18 protein-coding genes, 1 pseudogene and 1 other annotated feature are annotated in these 19,446 nt (G+C 39.4%); of the genes and pseudogenes, 7 read left to right on the forward strand and 12 right to left on the reverse strand.

Features of this window, described 5'->3' with window-relative positions:
• Nucleotides 1-68 precede the first annotated feature (68 nt).
• The 4 genes and pseudogenes from MHH66_RS23565 to MHH66_RS23580 all read right to left on the reverse strand — a co-directional run bounded on the left by MHH66_RS23565 (nt 69) and on the right by MHH66_RS23580 (nt 3,870).
• A pseudogene (locus MHH66_RS23565) lies at nt 69-2,798 on the reverse strand (BclA-related collagen-like exosporium protein).
• Between the two features lie 121 nt (nt 2,799-2,919).
• On the reverse strand, nt 2,920-3,243 hold the full coding sequence (locus MHH66_RS23570) for a hypothetical protein (protein WP_002167540.1): 324 nt from the start codon (nt 3,241-3,243) through the stop codon (nt 2,920-2,922).
• 20 nt (nt 3,244-3,263) lie between these two features.
• Nucleotides 3,264-3,488: a spore germination protein gene (locus MHH66_RS23575; protein ID WP_000512595.1), complete on the reverse strand. Its 225-nt coding sequence runs from the start codon at nt 3,486-3,488 to the stop codon at nt 3,264-3,266.
• A 76-nt stretch (nt 3,489-3,564) separates the two neighbouring features.
• Nucleotides 3,565-3,870, reverse strand: a complete 306-nt coding sequence (locus MHH66_RS23580) for a rhodanese-like domain-containing protein (protein WP_000141214.1) — start codon at nt 3,868-3,870, stop codon at nt 3,565-3,567.
• Between the two features lie 199 nt (nt 3,871-4,069).
• Between MHH66_RS23580 and MHH66_RS23585 the strand changes: the two genes are divergently transcribed.
• On the forward strand, nt 4,070-4,252 hold the full coding sequence (locus MHH66_RS23585; RefSeq protein WP_002129493.1) for a hypothetical protein: 183 nt from the start codon (nt 4,070-4,072) through the stop codon (nt 4,250-4,252).
• A gap of 48 nt (nt 4,253-4,300) precedes the next feature.
• Here MHH66_RS23585 and MHH66_RS23590 read toward each other — a convergent pair whose 3' ends face one another.
• Complete coding sequence (locus tag MHH66_RS23590; protein ID WP_078184664.1) at nt 4,301-5,425, reverse strand: alpha/beta fold hydrolase; 1,125 nt, start codon at nt 5,423-5,425, stop codon at nt 4,301-4,303.
• Nucleotides 5,426-5,577: 152 nt separating this feature from the next.
• Between MHH66_RS23590 and MHH66_RS23595 the strand changes: the two genes are divergently transcribed.
• From MHH66_RS23595 to MHH66_RS23615, 5 genes are all read left to right on the forward strand, one after another.
• Nucleotides 5,578-7,704 carry a spore germination protein gene (locus MHH66_RS23595; protein ID WP_078184665.1) on the forward strand — a complete coding sequence of 709 codons (2,127 nt, stop codon included), beginning with the start codon at nt 5,578-5,580 and terminating at the stop codon, nt 7,702-7,704.
• A gap of 16 nt (nt 7,705-7,720) precedes the next feature.
• Nucleotides 7,721-8,815, forward strand: a complete 1,095-nt coding sequence (locus tag MHH66_RS23600) for a spore germination protein (RefSeq protein WP_063218526.1) — start codon at nt 7,721-7,723, stop codon at nt 8,813-8,815.
• Nucleotides 8,791-9,870 (forward strand): Ger(x)C family spore germination protein, encoded by a 1,080-nt coding sequence (locus tag MHH66_RS23605; RefSeq protein ID WP_063218527.1) that lies wholly within the window; start codon nt 8,791-8,793, stop codon nt 9,868-9,870. Before MHH66_RS23600 ends, MHH66_RS23605 begins: the two co-directional genes overlap by 25 nt.
• A gap of 91 nt (nt 9,871-9,961) precedes the next feature.
• Nucleotides 9,962-10,147 (forward strand): hypothetical protein, encoded by a 186-nt coding sequence (locus MHH66_RS23610; protein WP_000038778.1) that lies wholly within the window; start codon nt 9,962-9,964, stop codon nt 10,145-10,147.
• A 98-nt stretch (nt 10,148-10,245) separates the two neighbouring features.
• Nucleotides 10,246-10,674, forward strand: coding sequence for a hypothetical protein (locus MHH66_RS23615; protein WP_002167533.1), 429 nt, complete (start codon nt 10,246-10,248; stop codon nt 10,672-10,674).
• A gap of 165 nt (nt 10,675-10,839) precedes the next feature.
• Here MHH66_RS23615 and MHH66_RS23620 read toward each other — a convergent pair whose 3' ends face one another.
• Entirely contained in the window at nt 10,840-11,910 is a 1,071-nt protein-coding gene (locus MHH66_RS23620; RefSeq protein WP_078184666.1) for a VrrB protein, read from the reverse strand.
• 166 nt (nt 11,911-12,076) lie between these two features.
• On the opposite strand from MHH66_RS23620, the gene MHH66_RS23625 reads away from it, so the two are divergent.
• Nucleotides 12,077-12,505 carry a GNAT family N-acetyltransferase gene (locus MHH66_RS23625; RefSeq protein ID WP_078184667.1) on the forward strand — a complete coding sequence of 143 codons (429 nt, stop codon included), beginning with the start codon at nt 12,077-12,079 and terminating at the stop codon, nt 12,503-12,505.
• A 25-nt stretch (nt 12,506-12,530) separates the two neighbouring features.
• On the opposite strand, the gene leuS is transcribed toward MHH66_RS23625, so the two are convergent.
• From leuS to MHH66_RS23655, 6 genes are all read right to left on the reverse strand, one after another.
• The gene (gene leuS, locus MHH66_RS23630) at nt 12,531-14,939 is read right to left on the reverse strand and encodes a leucine--tRNA ligase (RefSeq protein ID WP_078184668.1); all 2,409 of its coding nucleotides are present in this window, start codon (nt 14,937-14,939) and stop codon (nt 12,531-12,533) included.
• 65 nt (nt 14,940-15,004) lie between these two features.
• Nucleotides 15,005-15,223, reverse strand: a binding site (T-box leader).
• Nucleotides 15,224-15,421: 198 nt separating this feature from the next.
• The gene (locus MHH66_RS23635) at nt 15,422-16,615 is read right to left on the reverse strand and encodes an MDR family MFS transporter (RefSeq protein WP_063218873.1); all 1,194 of its coding nucleotides are present in this window, start codon (nt 16,613-16,615) and stop codon (nt 15,422-15,424) included.
• Nucleotides 16,616-16,806: 191 nt separating this feature from the next.
• On the reverse strand, nt 16,807-18,030 hold the full coding sequence (locus MHH66_RS23640) for a cation:proton antiporter (protein WP_078184669.1): 1,224 nt from the start codon (nt 18,028-18,030) through the stop codon (nt 16,807-16,809).
• A 3-nt stretch (nt 18,031-18,033) separates the two neighbouring features.
• Entirely contained in the window at nt 18,034-18,531 is a 498-nt protein-coding gene (locus MHH66_RS23645) for a cation:proton antiporter regulatory subunit (RefSeq protein ID WP_002067641.1), read from the reverse strand.
• Nucleotides 18,532-18,571: 40 nt separating this feature from the next.
• The gene (locus MHH66_RS23650) at nt 18,572-19,138 is read right to left on the reverse strand and encodes a tyrosine-type recombinase/integrase (RefSeq protein WP_063218871.1); all 567 of its coding nucleotides are present in this window, start codon (nt 19,136-19,138) and stop codon (nt 18,572-18,574) included.
• A gap of 112 nt (nt 19,139-19,250) precedes the next feature.
• Entirely contained in the window at nt 19,251-19,439 is a 189-nt protein-coding gene (locus MHH66_RS23655) for a hypothetical protein (protein WP_002067637.1), read from the reverse strand.
• Between the last annotated feature and the right edge of the window lie 7 nt (nt 19,440-19,446).

Genomic DNA, 19,446 nt, shown 5'->3' on the forward strand with positions numbered 1-19,446 from the left:
GATTATTAGCCCACAAATAGAGGGATAAAAAACCTTGAAACATAAAAGTTCCAAGGTTTTTTTGCCTATTAACTTAATCTAATAATAGTTAGAGTAGCTCCTGGCGTTGTCGTAGATAATGTAGCCACTGCAAGTAATCCAAATAACTGTAAACTAATAGCAGAGCCCGCAGCTAAATTACTAATAATTGTCGCATTAAATGAACCTGTAGCCACTGCCGGTGAATTTATTGTTCCTGCTAGCGGACTTCCATTTACAGTTATACGCGAACTTACAAGTAAAGCTGCTGTTATATTAATTGTGTAGGCTATATAATAATTACCTGCATTCGCAACCGTAAATACAGTATTTCCACCACTAACGGTTATTCCTGGTCCAATATTTTGATTGTTCGGTAATGGGATATTCGTACCACCTAATAAAACAGAAATAGCGGTTCCTGATGTATTATTCGCAAATGCATACGTTGCAGTTGTACTAACTCCAGTCACTCCAGTCACCCCGGTCGCTCCCGTGGCTCCTGTTGCCCCCGTTGCCCCCGTTGGGCCTTGAATTCCTTGTAGCCCTGTTGCTCCCGTGACTCCCGTTGGACCTTGAATTCCTTGTGGGCCTTGCGAACCGGTTGCTCCCGTGTCCCCGGTTGGGCCTTGTGGGCCTTGCAAGCCTTGCACACCTTGTGGACCTGTTGGACCTATTTCCCCTTGCACACCTTGAATGCCAGTTGGGCCTTGTGGACCGGTCGGACCTTGGATTCCTTGTATCCCTTGAATTCCCTGTGGGCCTTGTGCTCCCGTTGCACCTGTTGCCCCTTGTATCCCTTGCGGGCCTTGTGCTCCTTGAATTCCTTGTGGACCGGTTGGCCCTTGAATTCCTTGTGGCCCTTGGATTCCCTGTGGACCTTGATCTCCCGTCGCACCAGTTACTCCTTGTATCCCTTGTGGACCTTGAATACCTTGCGGGCCTGTTGGACCTATTTCTCCTTGTACTCCTTGTATTCCTTGTGGACCCTGCAGCCCCGTTGCTCCGGTTGCACCAGTTACTCCAGTTGCTCCAGTCACACCCGTCGCCCCTGTTGCTCCCGTATCTCCTACTCCTCCCGTTACACCTGTCGCTCCTGTCGGGCCAGGTGGTCCACCGGATGGACCTGTCACTCCCGTCGGACCTGATGGACCTGTTGGGCCACTCGGCCCTGCTGGCCCTCCGGAAGGTCCTGTTACCCCTGTTGAGCCTGTTACACCCGTTGGGCCTGTAGTTCCTTCCCCTGTCGCCCCTGTTGCTCCCGCATCTCCTGTTACTCCGGTCGGACCTTGGATTCCTTGAATTCCTTGAGGACCTTGCACTCCTTGTGCACCCGTTGGTCCTTGAATTCCTTGGATTCCTTGCACTCCCTGTGGCCCCATCGGACCTGTTGGACCGATCGCTCCTTGAGCACCTTGCACTCCTTGGGGACCCTCTGGACCAGTTGCGCCTATTTCCCCTTGTACCCCTTGAATTCCGGTTGCTCCTTGTACTCCTGTTGCTCCAGTTACCCCCTGAACCCCTTGAATTCCCTGTATTCCTTGTGAACCTTCTGGACCTGTCGCTCCTACTGGCCCTTGAATTCCCTGAATTCCTTGTGGGCCCTCTGGACCTGTTGCTCCAGCTGGTCCTGGCACTCCTTGTATTCCTTGCGGGCCCTGAAGTCCTTCTGGACCTTCTGGACCTGTTGGTCCTATATCCCCCATCGGACCTTGAATCCCTTGAACTCCTTGTGGTCCCGTTGTTCCTGATGGACCTGGTACCCCTTGTATTCCTTGTGGACCTTGATCTCCTGTTTCTCCTGTTACACCTTGAGGTCCTATAACACCCTGTATACCTTGAGGACCTTGATCTCCTGTTGCTCCCGTTATCCCTTGGATCCCCTGAATACCTTGGATTCCTTGTTCACCCGTCAATCCTGTCGGACCAGGAATACCTTGAATGCCCTGTGGGCCTTCTGGACCGGTTGGACCAATTGACCCTTGAATTCCTTGTATTCCTTGCGGGCCCTGTGCACCGGTTTCTCCTGTACTTCCAGTCGGACCGGTTAGCCCCTGACCTGTTGCTCCAGTATTTCCTGTTGCTCCAGTCACCCCTGTACTTCCACTCGGTCCACCTCCAGGACCTGTTGCTCCGGTCGGCCCGGTTGGACCAGGAGGTCCTCCTGATGGACCTGTTATCCCTGTTGAACCTGTTATTCCTGTCGGGCCGGTTAGCCCCTGACCTGTTGCTCCAGTCGGACCCGTACTTCCACTCGGTCCTTGTGGTCCTTGAAACCCTTGAGCTCCTTGTATCCCTTGTGGACCAGTTGCCCCTGGTAACCCTTGCACACCTTGAATTCCTTGAGGCCCCTCAGGTCCTGTTGCCCCAATCGGTCCTTGTAATCCCTGTATGCCCTGTATGCCTTGTGCCCCAGTCGCTCCGATTGGACCAATTGGACCTTGTAACCCTTGCACTCCTTGAGGTCCTGTCGCTCCAGTTTCTCCCTGTGGTCCCCTTAATCCTTGTGGTCCCTGCTATCCTTCTGGTCCTGTTGCACCCATTTGTCCAGCTGGTCCTTGAATCCCTTGCACTCCTTGAGGTCCTGTCGGGCCCCTCTCCCCCATCGGACCTTGAAATCCCCTTGGTCCTTGTGGGCCAGTCGGGCCTTGTGGACCGGTTGGACCAGTAATCCCAATGCCAGTAAATCCCGTTGGAACGGGAGGAAAGGTAGGTCCAATAAGATTCGGTGAAATTCTGAAATTAGAGTTTAATGAATTTTGTCTATCGCGCTCTTTCACACTTTCACCACCTACACACCATCTTTTTTACTTTAAACAAACCTCTTCTTCTTAATATGTATTTACAAAAACAATCTCAAAGACTATTTTTATTTTAAATAATAAAAACTCCCTTAATTCCTTAAGGGAGTCCCGCAATTGAATCCATATTATCTGTATTCGGGACAGCTTGCGCTATACCCGATGCATTTACACTTTGCCCCATATTTGTTCCTGTTAAAGTACCAGCAGGAGTTCCTCGTGTATATGTTGTCGTCACAGAATCCCCTGGCTGTAAACAAAGCTTCGTCTCCGTCCCTATTACTGTAACAACATCAATCCAAGTGCAACCCATTGAACCACTATACGATTTCGTAGCAGTAAATGAAGTATCACTCAAATTATCCCCTGTAAATATATTCCCAGTGTTATTAACGATAATAAATTCTTTAATACGTGCAGGCATACTTACACTCTACCTTTCCTTTATGCACCTAATGTACGTGTACTCGTCGCTAATGGCGGAAGAAACACTGATGTTCTAATCACAGCTTCTGGCTGTCGTTTCCCATTTAAAAAAACAGCCGCACTCGATCCTCCAGCACCAGCATATATTTTTGCCACAGCTAAAGGTGAGATATCATAACAGTCGCCGACATTAACAGCTCCTGTATTATTAATAATTTTTACTTTACGCATGTTAATTCCCATTTCCCCTCCCCCTTTTGTATACTGTATGCAAAAGAAAAAAACTTGAAACAGACTCGTTTCAAGTTTTTGCAGCTACTTATTTAGTTTCGCCTTCATATTGAAGCATACCGCCAACCATATTCACTGTTTTAAATCCTTGCTCATTTAAATAATGGCATACATTTTCACTACGCATTCCCGAACGGCAAATAAAGATATATTCATTCTCTTTCTCAAAGAAATCCACTTTATTTGGAATATCGCCCATTTTAATATGTACAGCTTCTGGAATTTTCCCTGCCGCTACTTCTTCATCTTCCCTTACATCTACTAAAAATAATGTTTCTCCATTTTCTAAACGCTCTTGCACTTCTTCTGTAGTAATTGTTTTTACTTCTGTCATATGTAGTTCCTCCTTATATACAATAAAACCTTCAGTTTCTTCTTTAAACAATCATTTCTCATCAATTTTAGCACGCGAAGGAAGGAACGCAAAGAATGGAACATTTATTTCTCAATTTTCCAGCAAAACTTATTCTTTACAAACATAACTGACGCATTGTATCCTCAATATACTTGTTTGATGAAAGGAGCCAGTTAAAATGACACTTTTTCTTTTCATTATGGGCATCATTTTCTTAGTTTTTGCAGTTATTGCTCTTAGTATGAAAAATAATAAAAAGATAAAATCCCCTCAAGAAATGTCATTCTTATTTCTATTACTTAGTATAGCTTTCTTCGGTTTATCAATCGCTTCATATATTTTCCGTCTGCAAATCATGTAAAAAAAGGTGCCTACTATAAATCATGCACCTTTCCACATTAATTATTTCCTACACAAAACTAGATACTTTCCGGTTTAAAAACTCATAAATTTTCTTTTCAAATAAATGAACATCTAACGCTCCTGCCATATGCCCATTTATACTTTCTATCTCATATACTTCTGCGTACTTCCCTTGCTTTTGCAAAATGTCTACCATTTTATAATTATAACGAGGTGGCTGAAGTAAATCTTGTTTGCACGGAATCATGAGTACATTCGCTTCTATATTAGAAAGAGCCTCTTCTAAAGAAGAAAATCCATGCGCAATATCATGTAATAAGACTGCTTTCGCAGTGTACATCCACGAATTTGCATCTACTAAATCTATACTTTTGCATGTCACTTTATTAATCTCTTTCTCAAATGATGTTAATGCAGAAAATTCCTGATAAGGTGCCATTTCTATACTGTTCCGCGGGAATGCCGTTTCATAAAAATGTTCATCAAACGCATTCATAAACATCATTCGATTTGCTAAATGAAGACCCTTCGTTGGCTGCTCTTCTCCATACTTTCCACCTTTCCAGTTTGGATCAAGCTGAATTGCTTCAATCGCATTTTGCGCTACATTTCCCGACGTTATAATTGAATTTTGTGGATTCGTAATAACTCCAATCACTCGATCTACCATATGAGGATAGTGAACAGCCCATTGCTGCGCAATCATCCCACCTGCCGACGGTCCCATTACAGCATGTAGCCTAGCAATCCCCATATCTTTTATTAACTCATATTGCATACGTGCTACATCTAAAAATGTGAAAACTGGAAAATCCATCGCATACTCAAAACCAGTCATCGGATTTATCGATTTTGGTCCCGTTGTAATTACGTAGGGATTCTTCACCTGTACATTACAAAGGTTATCAGTACATATAACGAAATATTTATTTGTATCAATTGCTTTCCCCGGTCCAATTAATCCATCCCACCAACCAGCTTCCTCATCATACTCTGTATATTTTCCTGCCGCATGACTTGTTGCACTAAAATAGTGACAAACCAAAATTGCATTTGATCTTTCTCTATTTAAAGCACCATACGTCTCATACCCCATTTGAACAGGAATCTCCCTACCATTTTCAAACACAAATTCTTTTAAAACAAACTTCTCCTTTTTTACAATTTGCACAGACTCGCCTTCTTCCCGTCATATTATGAACTGCTTACTAAAGGATTTTTTCTATACAAACCAATCTCCTCCTTCTTTTCATAAATAAATGAATAATATACAAAATTAGCCACAAAATAGCACTATATTACAAGATCAAAGAGGGCATACATATGATTTGGAATTGGTTACGTAAGAAAAAAAACTCAAATACAAAAGAGACAGATGATTCGAAACAACAGCCAGATGATCAAAAGGAACATAACAAAGATAAGAATGGCGAGCCAAAAAGTACGGAACAAACTGAGGATTCTTCTCAAAACAAACAGCAAAACTCTAAACAAGAGGATTCTTCTCAAGACAAGCAGCAAAATTCTAAACAAGAAGATTCTTCTCAAAACAAACAACAAAATTCTAAACAAGAAGATTCTTCTCAAAACAAGCAACAAAATTCTAAACAAGAGGATTCTTCTCAAAACAAGCAGCAGAATTCTAAACAAGAAGATTCTTCTCAAAACAAACAACAAAATTCTAAACAAGAGGATTCTTCTCAAAGCAAACAGCAAAACTCTAAACAAGAGGATTCTTCTCAAGACAAGCAGCAAAATTCTAAACAAGAAGATTCTTCTCAAAACAAACAACAAAATTCTAAACAAGAGGATTCTTCTCAAAACAAACAACAAAGTTCTAAACAAGAGGGTTCTTCTCAAGACAAACAGCAAAGTTCTAAACAAGAGGGTAATTCTCAAAACAAGCAGCAAAGTTCTAAACAAGAGGGTAATTCTCAAAACAAGCAGCAAAGTTCAGGAAGTAACAGCATTTATGACTTTAGCAAGCCAGCAAATGACCATATCCATTCTCTACAAGATTTAATAGAGAAGCTGAAACAGTCTAGTGATTTTGTTAATTACCACACATCTGACGATGAAGCGATGCCTTATTGGATTTCTTACTATCGCCCTTCACTTGATGGTGAGAAATTGCAAAAGTATTTAATGCCTACTCTAATGGAACGTCCTTGCGCTCCATTAGAAGAATTAAAAGAACATATTCCGATGAGTGGTATTACAATTACGAACGACTTACAAAAAATTGAGGACATGGTTTTAAAAGGCCATGCAATTATTCAATTAAATCAGCAAGATCAAAAGTGTATGCTTGCAAATATTGCAATTGATAATTATCGTGCACCAACTCCTCCATTAAATGAATCAACCGTTATCGGACCTCAAGAAGGCTTCGTAGAGGATATTGATACGAATATTAATTTAGTAAGAAAACGCCTTCCTGTTTTAGAGTTACAAACAAAAGAAATGATTATCGGAGAGTTCTCAAAAACAAAAGTCGTTATGATGTATTTAAATAACTTAGCTGAGAAAGATAATGTAGATTTTCTAGAGGAATCATTACGCGCTCTTGAATATGATCAAATTAACGATAGTGCTTATATACAAGAATTAATGGGTGAAAAGTCAATTTTCCCACTCTATATAAATACAGAACGCACTGATAGAGTCACAAAAGCACTTATTGATGGAAAAATCGCTATTTTTGTTGATGGTTCTCCAAGTGTCCTATTAACACCTGTATCATATTTCGACTTTTTCATTTCACCAGAAGACTATAACGTTTCTTGGTTATACGCTACATTCTCAAGGATTTTAAGATTGATCGCTGTTCTATTCTCAATTTGTGCAACTCCATTATACGTTGCAGTTTTGAATTATCATTATGAATTAGTTCCGAGTGATTTACTTGAAACATTGATTTTATCAAGGGCTCAAGTACCATTTCCCCCTTTAATAGAAGCACTTTTCTTGGAACTTGCGATTGATTTATTAAGAGAAGCTGGCGCGCGATTACCTATGAAGGTCGGACAAACGCTCGGTATTGTAGGCGGTATCGTAATCGGACAAGCGTCCGTGCAAGCTGGTTTAACGAGTAATATTTTATTAATTATCGTTGCCTTATCAGCGTTAGCTTCCTTTATTACGCCCATTTATAAAATGGGTAACGCCGTTCGTTTACTGCGTTTCCCATTTCTCGCCTTTGCAGAAATAGGTGGTCTATTTGGTATCTCTCTTGGATTTATCTTTTTATTTACCCATCTTTTTAGACTAACTTCTTTACGTAAACCGTACGCACTTTTTTATCCAACTAGACAACAATCAATGAAAGATTCATGGATTCGTTTTCCATTAACGATGATTGATACAAGAGATGTACAAGCGAGACCACAGCATGTGAAAAAGTCAGCAAAAGGAATTTCAACAAAACATAGATCGGATTTTGATGATTAAGAAATGAGGTGCATTGATGAGTAAAGTTCAAGAAAAATATCAAATATCTCCTATCTTTGTTTTCTTCTTAATTCACAGTGCACAGTTTGGTGCTGGTGTTCTCGGATTCGCTCGTATTATTGCAAAGGCAGCTGGATACGACGGCTGGATGGGAGTTTTAATTACAGGAATCGGTATCCATATTCTTATATGGATGATGTATTTCTTATTAAAAGAAACAAACGGAAATTTAATTGATTTACATCGGCAAACATTTGGGAAATGGCTAGGAAACGGCATTAGTATCATCTTTATGGCTTATTTTTTTATTGTAAGTATTTCTGTAGTTAGAACATATGTCGAAATTATTCAAGTATGGATGTTTCCTAGTGCATCCACCTGGATGCTCACATTCTTTTTATGCTTAATAAGTTATTACATTATTTCATCAGGCTTCCGCGTCATTACAGGCATTTGTGTCATTTCTGTTGGCGGGACCTTAGGATATCTTTTTCTAAGTCTTTTTATTTTGAAATTCGCACATTGGGATAATTTACTTCCGATGTTTTCACATTCTTTTACCGATATTTTGAAAGCGGCCAAACTATCTATTTATAGTATGACAGGGTTTGAAATTTTTCTTATGGTTTATCCGTTTGTTAAAGAGCCAGAGAAGTCCCATAAATTCGCACAATATGGGGCATTATTCTCTAACTGCTTATATTTGTTTAGTACTATTCTCGCTTTTACTTTCTTTAGTGAAAAACAACTACTCAAAACAATTTGGTCTCAACTTTCAATGACACAAGTTATTAAGCTTCCTTTTATAGAGCGACTTGAGTATATTGCTATTTCCGCTTATGCTCTCGTTATTGTTACGAGCTTTATTCTACCTTTATGGGCCGCTACTAGAGGAACTCATGAAATCTTTCGTGTTAAGCAACGTGGTATTTTAATCGCCTTTATGCTTATCACCTTAGTTGTTTCACAACTTTTAACGAACAGGCATGATATTAATGATTTTATTAGCAATACATCTAAAGTTAGTTTTGGGCTTATATATGTATACATCCCAATTCTATTTATTATTGTGTGGGTGAAAAGAAAATGGAAAAAACCAAAAGAAAATTAATACTTCTTATTTGCATCAGTATCTTCAGTCTAACTGGTTGCTTACAAAAAAATATTATTGATGATGTTCAACTCATTCAAGGAACTGTCTTCGATACAGCAAAAGATAATAAAGTAAAAGTTACATTTGTTTGTCCTATACAAAAAAAGGGCAATAAAGTTCAAGTTTATGAGGGAACAGGAAACGCAGTAAAACAAGTAAAGGCAGATACATCTTTAGAATCTTCGCAACCGTTCGCAAGCGGTCAAATGCGTGTTGCCTTATTCACAACAAAGGTTGCTAAAAAAGGATTATCCAACTCCTTTGACACATTAATTCGTGATGTGAATATCGGTAACTCACTGTATGTGGGACTATTAGAAGGCAGTGGTACTGAACTATTTAAAGGAAAATATAGTACATCTTACAATGTTGCGATTTATATAAAAAAAATGTTAGAACATAATATGGACACTGGCCCTTTGCCAACTGACAATTTATATTTAGGTGCCTTCAGGTACTACCGTGAAGGACAAGATTCCTATATGCCTATCCTCAAAAAACATGGAGATAAAATAAAGATTACTGGTATCGGTCTCTTGAAAAAGGATAAGTTAGTCGGAACAATTAAGTACCACGATATGTTTGTTTTCAAAGGACTGCTAGAAAAGCACCGCTTGGACTCACATGAATTTAAAACCAATCCTGGCTATGCAATGATTAATAACATTCGTTCCGTTCCTACCTACGAGGTAAACATAAAAAATGGGAAACCTTCTTTCTATATTCATGTAAAGGTGGACGCTCGTATTCAGGAGCTCTCTAGAAAATTTAATTTAGAAAACAAAAAAAATACAACAAAAATAGCTAAGTCAGTCGAAAAACAATTAGATGCGAAAGCTACAAAACTAATTAAACAGTTTAAATCTCTAAATGTTGATCCCCTTGGACTTGGAGCAAAATATAGACAACATTATCGTCCATTCAAATTAGAAGAGTGGCGAAGAATGTATAAAGATGTCCCTATTAAAATAAAATACACCGTAAATATTACAAATTCTGGTGTGATTGAATAAGTTAATGATTGAACTCCCCTCTCTGGCATGGTACAACGGAGAAGGGAGTTTTTATTTTTAAATAGAGAAAAGGATATTTACGGGGGAGCTTATGTCTAAAAAATTAGTAAAGCCTATTTTAAACGGTATTTTATTTCTCGGCGTCTTTTTATTTGCTCATACATATTTAAAAAATGTTTCTTTTACTCGTTATTTACTTGTCGTTATACCAATGCTACTCATCGGAATGTTTGGCATTGATCTTATTTTATCCATTTTAATTAAGAAAGAAGAATAACGAGCGAACATCTTATTTCTCATAAGATGTTCTTTTTATTTAATAACTACCTTATGTTACAATAAACTTCGGCATAACGTAAGAAAGGATGAAACAACATGACAAACGAAAAAGGTTTAGATAAAGGATTCGAACTTGTTGCAAAAATGCATGAAGAGTTCGGACATCCTGTAACAAATACTCCAACAAAACTAACAGAAGAGCGCGCAAAAATCCGTGCAAGTTTTATGCAAGAAGAACTAGAAGAATTTCTAGAAGCAACGACTGTTGAAGATCAATATGATGCACTTATTGACCTTATTTACTTTGCATTCGGAACGTTTGCAGAAATGGGCGTACGTCCAGATAAAGGATTCGAGATTGTAAACAACGCAAACATGGCAAAACTATTCCCTGATGGAAAACCTCGATTCCGTGAAGGCGACGGCAAAATTCTAAAACCAGAAGGCTGGCAAGCACCAGAACCACAACTTCGCGCTGAAATTGAACGTCAGCGCCAAGAGGCATTAGCAAACGCAGGAAAATAATAAAGAATCAGCTGCTAGGAATATTCTTAGCAGCTTTTTTGTACTATCATTCACAGGTCATGAACTTCGTGTTTTACTACTCAATATCACATTTCAAAATGCAAATATATTTTTCTTCAAAATAAAAAATCCCCTTGCGCACAAGAGAATTTTTCATGTAATTCATTAATGTCCCACATGTCCAGCATGACCCGCTGCTCCAGCTGTAATTCCAGCTGTTCCCGCTGCAGTTCCAGCTCCTCCACCGTACCAAATTTGTTGTTGTCCTTGTTGATGCTGTTGTCCTTGATGCTGCTGACCTTGGTGATGCTGTTGTCCTTGATGCTGCTGACCTTGGTGATGCTGTTGACCTTGGTGATGGTGTTGACCTTGGTGATGATGTTGACCTTGGTGATGGTGTTGACCTTGGTGATGATGTTGACCTTGGTGATGGTGTTGACCTTGGTGATGGTGTTGACCTTGGTGATGATGTTGACCTTGGTGTGTTTGGAATAGAACCGCTTGCGGATGAATTTGGTGTTGACCATGATGATGTACTTGTTGCTGATGATGCCCTTGGTGTTGACCATGATGATGTACTTGTTGCTGATGATGCCCTTGGTGTTGACCATGATGTTGATGCTGGCCGTGATGTTGGTGCTGGCCGTGATGCTGGTGCTGGCCGTGATGTTGGTGATGGCCGTGATGTTGGTGCTGGCCGTGATGTTGGTGATGGCCATGATGTTGGTGCTGGCCGTGATGTTGGTGCTGGCCATGATGTTGGTGATGACCGTGATGAACGTGATGTTGGTGATGCACATGATGACCGTGAACACCTTGAGGGAAGCCACCGACTCCACCAGCTACAACACCGACGCCAGGTACAGGAAATCCTGTTTGTACGCCTCCCACAAAAGATGGAAATGTAGTTGGCATACCTACTGGTACTCCTCCTTGTGCTCCTCCTACGAAAGATGGAAATGTAGTTGGCATGCCTACAGGCACTCCTCCTTGTGCTCCTCCTACCAATGTCGGAATTCCTGTCTGTGCTCCAGCCACTGACGTCGGAAATCCTCCAGCTGCTCCTCCCATCCAACTTGGGATTCCACCATATCCGTGTTGACCATCTCCTCCCATCCAACTTGGGATTCCGCCATATCCGTGTTGCCCATCTCCTCCCATGAACATCATTTGTCCATAACTATCCGATCCACCTCCGAAGAAGCCATGTGGTGCATTATTGTCCATCCCTTTCATTCCTTTCACCTCTTCTGCTCAATTTAACCTACCTTTTTTATCATATTTCCTATAGAAGAATAGGTGTTTGTCTATATGGGAATTCCGCACCTTTTTCTTCGTTCTTCATTCGTGATAGGATTAATTGACTGATTATTCTTTCCTTATAAAAAAGGGGGCATTTCCATTGGAGAACGTAGCAAAAGCTTCAATCGACGATTTAGATTCAATCGTACATATAGATATAGATGTGATCGGAGACGATAGGAGACGAAATTATATTAAACACGCTATTGATGAAGGAAAATGCATAATTGCAAAAGAGGACAATTCTATTTCCGGTTTTCTAACATACGATACGAATTTCTTTGGTTGTACTTTCCTCTCATTAATAATTGTTTCGCCAACTAAAAGAAGACAAGGTCATGCAAGCTCATTAATCTCATATATGTTAAGTAATTCTCCTACTCAAAAAATATTTTCTTCAACGAACGAATCGAATGCAAATATGCAAAAAGTTTTTAAAGCGAATGGATTTATGCGTAGTGGAATGATTGAAAACTTAGATGAAGGTGATCCAGAACTTATTTTCTATATAAAAAAGCTCAGAGCATAAAGGCTCTGAGCTTTTCTTTCATTCATTAGTTTGCAACAACGTTAACAAGTTTTCCAGGAACAACAATTACTTTACGAACTGTTTTCCCTTCAATTTGTTCTTTGATTTCCTCAAGTGCAAGTTGTTCCATTTCTTCTTTTGATGCGTCTTTACTCATTGTTAATTTTGCGCGAACTTTGCCCATAATTTGAACAACGATTTCAACTTCATCTTCTACAAGTTTAGACTCATCAAATGTTGGCCAGCTTGCATATGTGATTGTTTCATTGTATCCAAGCTTGCTCCATAGTTCTTCCCCGATGTGAGGTGCAACTGGTGCAATCATTTTTACGAAACCTTCTACATATTCTTTCGGAAGTGTTTCAGCTTTGTATGCATCGTTGATGAATACCATCATTTGAGAAATCGCTGTGTTGAAGCGAAGCTCTGCATAGTCTTCTGTTACTTTCTTCACTGTTTGGTGGTAAGCTTTTTCAAGATCTTTGTTTGGTGCATCAGTAATTTTCTCACTTAATTCACCGTTATCTTGAATGAATAGGCGCCATACGCGGTCTAGGAAACGACGAGCTCCGTCAAGACCATTTTCAGACCAAGCGATTGAAGCATCTAATGGTCCCATGAACATTTCGTATAGACGAAGTGTATCTGCACCGTGGCTTGCTACGATATCATCAGGATTTACAACGTTACCTTTTGATTTACTCATTTTCTCGTTGTTTTCACCTAAGATCATACCTTGGTTGAATAATTGTTGGAACGGTTCTTTCGTTGGAACTACACCGATATCATATAATACTTTATGCCAGAAACGAGCATATAGTAAGTGAAGTACAGCGTGCTCTGCTCCACCGATATAAATATCAACTGGAAGCCATTGTTTTACTTTTTCAGGGTCTACAAGTGCTTCGCTGTTGTTTGGATCGATGTAGCGTAGGTAGTACCAGCAGCTACCAGCCCATTGCGGCATTGTATTTGTTTCACGACGACCTTTTTTACCAGTTTCAGGATCAACAACATTTACCCACTCTTCAATGTTTGCAAGTGGTGATTCACCTGTACCTGAAGGACGAATATTCTCTGTTTTCGGAAGAACTAATGGTAATTCTTCTTCTTTCACAGCTGTCATTGTACCATCTTCCCAATGGATTACTGGAATTGGCTCACCCCAGTAACGTTGGCGACTAAATAACCAGTCACGTAGACGGTACGTTACTTTTTGATTTCCTGCGCTTGTTACTTCAAGCCACTCAATCATTTTTACAATTGCTTCTTCTTTATTTAAACCATCAAGGAATGCTGAATTTACGTGTGCACCATCACCTGTGTACACTTCTTTCGTAATATCTCCGCCTTTTACAACTTCCTTCATTGGAAGATTGAATACTGATGCGAATTCATAGTCACGCTCATCGTGAGCTGGAACTGCCATTACAGCACCTGTTCCGTAAGTTGCAAGAACATAATCAGCGATCCAGATTGGTAATTTCTCACCGTTTACTGGGTTAACTGCGTAAGCACCAGTGAATACACCAGTTTTTTCTTTCGCAAGTTCTGTACGCTCTAAATCGCTCTTCATTTTAACAGAGTTATTGTAAGCTTCTACAGCTTCTTTTTGATCTGCTGTTGTAATTTCTGCAACAAGCGCATGTTCCGGAGCAAGTACACAGTATGTTGCACCAAATAGTGTATCAGGACGCGTTGTGAAAACTGTGAACTTCTCATCTGTACCGTCGATGTTGAAGTGTACTTCTGCACCTTCAGAACGACCGATCCAGTTACGTTGCATGTCTTTTAAGCTTTCTGGCCAATTAAGCTCATCTAGATCTTCTAATAGACGATCTCCGTAAGCTGTAATTTTTAACATCCACTGTCTCATCGGACGACGCTCAACTGGATGTCCACCGCGCTCACTCTTACCGTCAATGATTTCTTCGTTTGCAAGTACTGTACCAAGTGCTGGGCACCAGTTTACAGGTACTTCATCAACGTAAGCTAAACCTTTTTCAAATAGTTTTAGGAAGATCCATTGTGTCCACTTGTAGTAGGTTGGATCTGTTGTATTTACTTCACGATCCCAATCGTAAGAGAAGCCTAATGCTTTAATTTGATTACGGAACGTATTAATATTAAGCTCTGTAAATTCAGCCGGGCTGTTCCCAGTATCAAGTGCATATTGCTCTGCTGGAAGACCGAATGCATCCCATCCCATTGGATGAAGAACGTTATATCCTTGCATACGCTTCATACGAGATAAAATATCTGTCGCTGTATAACCTTCTGGATGACCTACGTGTAAGCCTGCACCTGATGGATATGGGAACATATCTAGTGCATAAAATTTTGGTTTTTCTGTTTCATCTGGCGTACGGAATGTTTTATTCTCTTCCCAATGCCCTTGCCACTTCTTCTCAATTTCTTGATGATTAAAGCTCATGAGATACCCTCCTTGAAATTCTATTTATTTTCACCGCCCAAAATACAAAAAACCTCTCATCCCTAGAAAGGGACGAGAGGTTATAGATTCCCGCGGTACCACCCTAAATTAATGTAATAAATACATTCGCTTAGATCCGTAACGTGGATTAACGGCAATTGCTACTAATGATTTCACAACTGCAACTCAAAGGCGAGTTCATAACGAAACGTGGATTGACTTGCACCGACCGTCAACTCTCTAAACCAGCTTCTATTACTACTACTCCTTCTCACTGTTATTACAAATATGAGTTAATGTGAACTACCCACCACTTAGTATCTCTTAAGAGCTTACTTGAAGCGAGGGCTTCTCGGTTAATCGTTACTCTTGCTAACTAACGAATTTATCTTAGGACAGCCGAGCTAACTCCCTTGTTCCAAAGGATATTTTATTACTATTTATTTAAATATATTCTAAAACATGTTGCATGTTCCGTCAAACTAAACTGCAATTTTTTCTTCAACTGTTTCTTCTACTTTTACTCGTCTATCATAAATACTCGTTGCTATAAGCGCTACTACAAGCATTACCATGATCGCTATAAACAATACTTCCATATTGTATATATCAACAATTGCTCCGCCAACGACTGGTCCGAACATTTTCCCTACAGTCGCCGCACTATTTACGACCCCTTGATAAAATCCTAACTTATCTTTCGGTGCAAGTATATTTGCAATGGTCGGAACTGCTGGCCATACGAATAATTCACCAATTGTTAATGTCACCATCGCAACCAGGAACATCGTAAATTGCTGTGCTTGACTTAACACAATGAATGACGCCGCAAAAATGACAATTCCAATCATAATTTGTTGCTTTAAAGAACGCTTCATCCAGCGAATTAGCATACTAACGAGCGGCTGCGCACAAACAATCATCGCTCCGTTTATCGTCCATAATAAACTATAGTGACGAAGGCTAATATTTAATTCTTGCATATGCGTTGCAATTGCACCTTGCCACTGTACGTATGTAACCCAGCATAAAGCATATGCTACACACACAATAAGAAGTGCTTTGAATCCAGGTGTAAGCGTCCATCCTTTTTTCGTTTCGATTTCCTTTTGCACTCCTGGCTCTTTTTTGTCTTCCATACCACGGAATCCAATAAAAGCAATTAAGAAGAAAACAAAGTATAAAATAAAGTTCGCTAAGAAAATATAATCAAAACGATACGATGCAACTAAACCACCACATGCCGTTCCAATTGCAATACCGACGTTTTGTCCAACATACATCGCATTAAACGCTCGTCTTCCGCCTTCTGGCCAAACCGTACCAACCATCGCATACATCGATGGGAAGACCATTCCAGAACCGAAGCCGATTAATGCTAGCCACACAACATATAACGGCCATCCGTGGAAGAACACAAGACCTAAAATTGATACGAGTGTAATGACAATCCCTACTAAAATTGATTTATAACCGCCCCATTTATCAAATAAAACACCGCCGAGCAAGTTTCCGATTACACCAGTAAGCGAGTTGATCATTAATACCATTCCGGCTACTGATAAAGATTTCCCTAAACTATCATGTAAGTAAATTGTATTAAAAGGCCATAAAAAAGAAGCACCCGTGACATTAATAATCATCCCAGCTACTAATAGCCATACTTTTCTTGGCATAGTCTCCCCTCCTATTCTCTTTTTTTTCGTTCATATATATAACAGTAAAATTGTAGTCGTTTTTAAATAGGAAGGCAACTGATTAATAGTTGATGAAATTCAGATAATGGCACAAAGACGATTAGAATGTATTCTAATCGTCTTTGTAAAATATTAATCTATAAATAATGGAATCGTTCCCTCGCGAAAGGTTATCCAACTTCCTTTTTACGTTTTGCACTTTCTTTAGCACTCCATTTAAATATTTTGTCTAGTAGAGAGTATATTCTCCCAGACTCCTTCGTTAATAATGGTCCTAGCGACGCCAATATTAAAACATATAAAGCTGAGAATGGTTTAATCGTTGCCATTAAGCCACCCGCTATTCCGAGATTCGCGACAATAATGGAGAATTCCCCACGTGATATAAGTGTTAAACCGATATTCGTAGAAGCCTTATGCGATAACCCGGCTTTACGCCCTGCAATCATTCCAGCTGTAAAATTACCGATGAGAGTAATGAAAACTGCTCCTAATGCCAACCATACTGCTCCTCCAAGCGAAAACGGATCTATACTTAAACCGAAGCTGAAGAAAAATATAGCTCCAAAGAAATCACGAAACGGGACGACGAGATGCTCGATTCGATCACTATGCTCTGTTTCTGAAAAGACGAGTCCTAACAATAAAGCCCCAATCGCTTCCGCTACATGAATCGTTTCTGAAAAACCAGCCACAAAGAATAAAATAGCGAATATTACGATAATAAAAATTTCATTAGACGAAATATCTAATACTTTATTTAGGAACGGCGTAGCTTTTCGAGCGATTATAAAGAATAGTAACATATACCCTACTGCGATTAAAACAGATGTAAGAGCACCTACAAATGACGTTGCACCTCCGAGTACTAATCCTGAAACAACTGACAAATATACAGCTAAAAAGATATCATCAAACATAATGATTCCTAAAATTAGCTCAGTCTCTTTATTACCAGATCTTCTTAAATCAACAATTACTTTTGCAACAATTGCACTCGAGGAAATTGTTATGATCCCTGCAATAATTAATGTTTCTAATAAGGGGAAACCCATTATATATCCATAAAGCAAACCTAATATGAAATTAAGCGATATATGAACACTCCCCCCAAAAGCAATCGACTTTCCTGATTTAATTAATTTCTTTATTGAGAATTCTAAACCTAAATAGAATAGGAGGAATATGACGCCAACACGGCCGAGGAAGGAAATAACTTCTCCGCTCTCAATAAACCTTAAATCGATAAGCCCTAAATCTGGGGCATGAGGCCCCACTAGCATACCGAGTATAATGAGAAACGGAATAATCGAAAACTTTAACTTTGCAGCGAGGATTGCTGCAAAAGCTACTAATACTAACGCAGTTCCAACTTCAAAGACTAAAGTATCCATCGATTATGAGTCACCTCCCGCTGAAAGCAACTCATTAATAATTCTCTTCACTTCATGTCTTTCACCCGATAATACGAGCATATCGCCAGCTTCAATGATAGAATCTGGACCTGGATTGAAAAATTTCTTCATATTCTTTTTCAAAATAGCAATGATTGTTACGTTATATGTTTTTCTAACACTTAAACTACCAATTGTTTTCTGAACCACTGGTGCGTTATTTTCTATTTTAAACCACTCAATTGATAATCCTTCAAAAGCCATCTCAATCGTGTCTAACGCTTGTGGCCTATAGACCATCCCGCCTAATATAGCCGCAATTTGCCTCGCTTCAGAATCGCGAAGAGAAATGCTTGAAATACTCTCATCATGATCGGCATCAAAATGATACATTTCCCTTCTTCCATCATCGTGAATAACAATAACCATTTTTTCATTACCTTTTGTTATCACTTCAAATTTACATCCAATGCCTGGTAGTTCACTCTCTCTAATGTTCATATTCCCGCCTCCTAATTTTTTTAGTTACGGCTCTTTCCTTTTACAAATCTACATCAATCTCTGTTTTAAACTTTTCATCTTTTGATATCCCTAAATACTTGAGCGTTTCTGATGGGGTCGCGTGATGAAAATGTTTTTGCAACAGCGCAATCGCTATTCCTCTTTTGTACGCGTGAAACCCAAATGTTTTTCTCATTGAGTTCGTTCCAATCTTTCCAAGAATTCCAACTGCTTCCGCAGCGTTATGAATCACACGATAAGCTTGTTGACGCGTAATTGAATTTGTCGTTTTATTAGATTGAAATACGTAGTTTTCTCTTTTAACGTCAATAGATTGTACGTACTCTAAAAGCGCTTCTTTTACTTTTGTATTTAAATAAATATCTTGTTTAAACTTTTCATCTTTCACAGGAAGAGAATAAAACTCTTTAACAGTTCCATCTTCATTTAATACATCTTCGAATTTAATGCTCAGTAGTTCAGTAATTTTTAAACCCGTGTTAATTCCAATAACGAATAAAAGATAATCTCGCTGGGAATGCTCTTTCAAATATTTTTTCATAGCCTCAATTTGGCTTATATCTTTTAATGCCTCTACAACTTCCATACATGTATTCTCCTCATCTTATGAACGGTAATTTTCTCATCATGTTGTCCATTTTACCTTATCATGCTATGGGAATTCCATGTATTATCCATTTCCTTTTAAATTTTTTATGCTATACAATTGGAGCGATATACTTTAATGCACCTAAAAATTCTGGATATTTATGATTTGGAAACTTACTATTGTAAAAATACGTTGCGGTTAGAAAAATAACGAGGGATAAAAATGAAAATAGTAAAACTTCTTTGGACCTTAGCGCTATACCTATAACTTCAAATAAAGATCCATCTTCTTTCTGCAAGTTAGAT

It is taken from the genome of Bacillus sp. FSL H8-0492 (assembly GCF_038006145.1).
Taxonomy (GTDB): Bacteria; Bacillota; Bacilli; order Bacillales; family Bacillaceae_G; genus Bacillus_A; species Bacillus_A mycoides.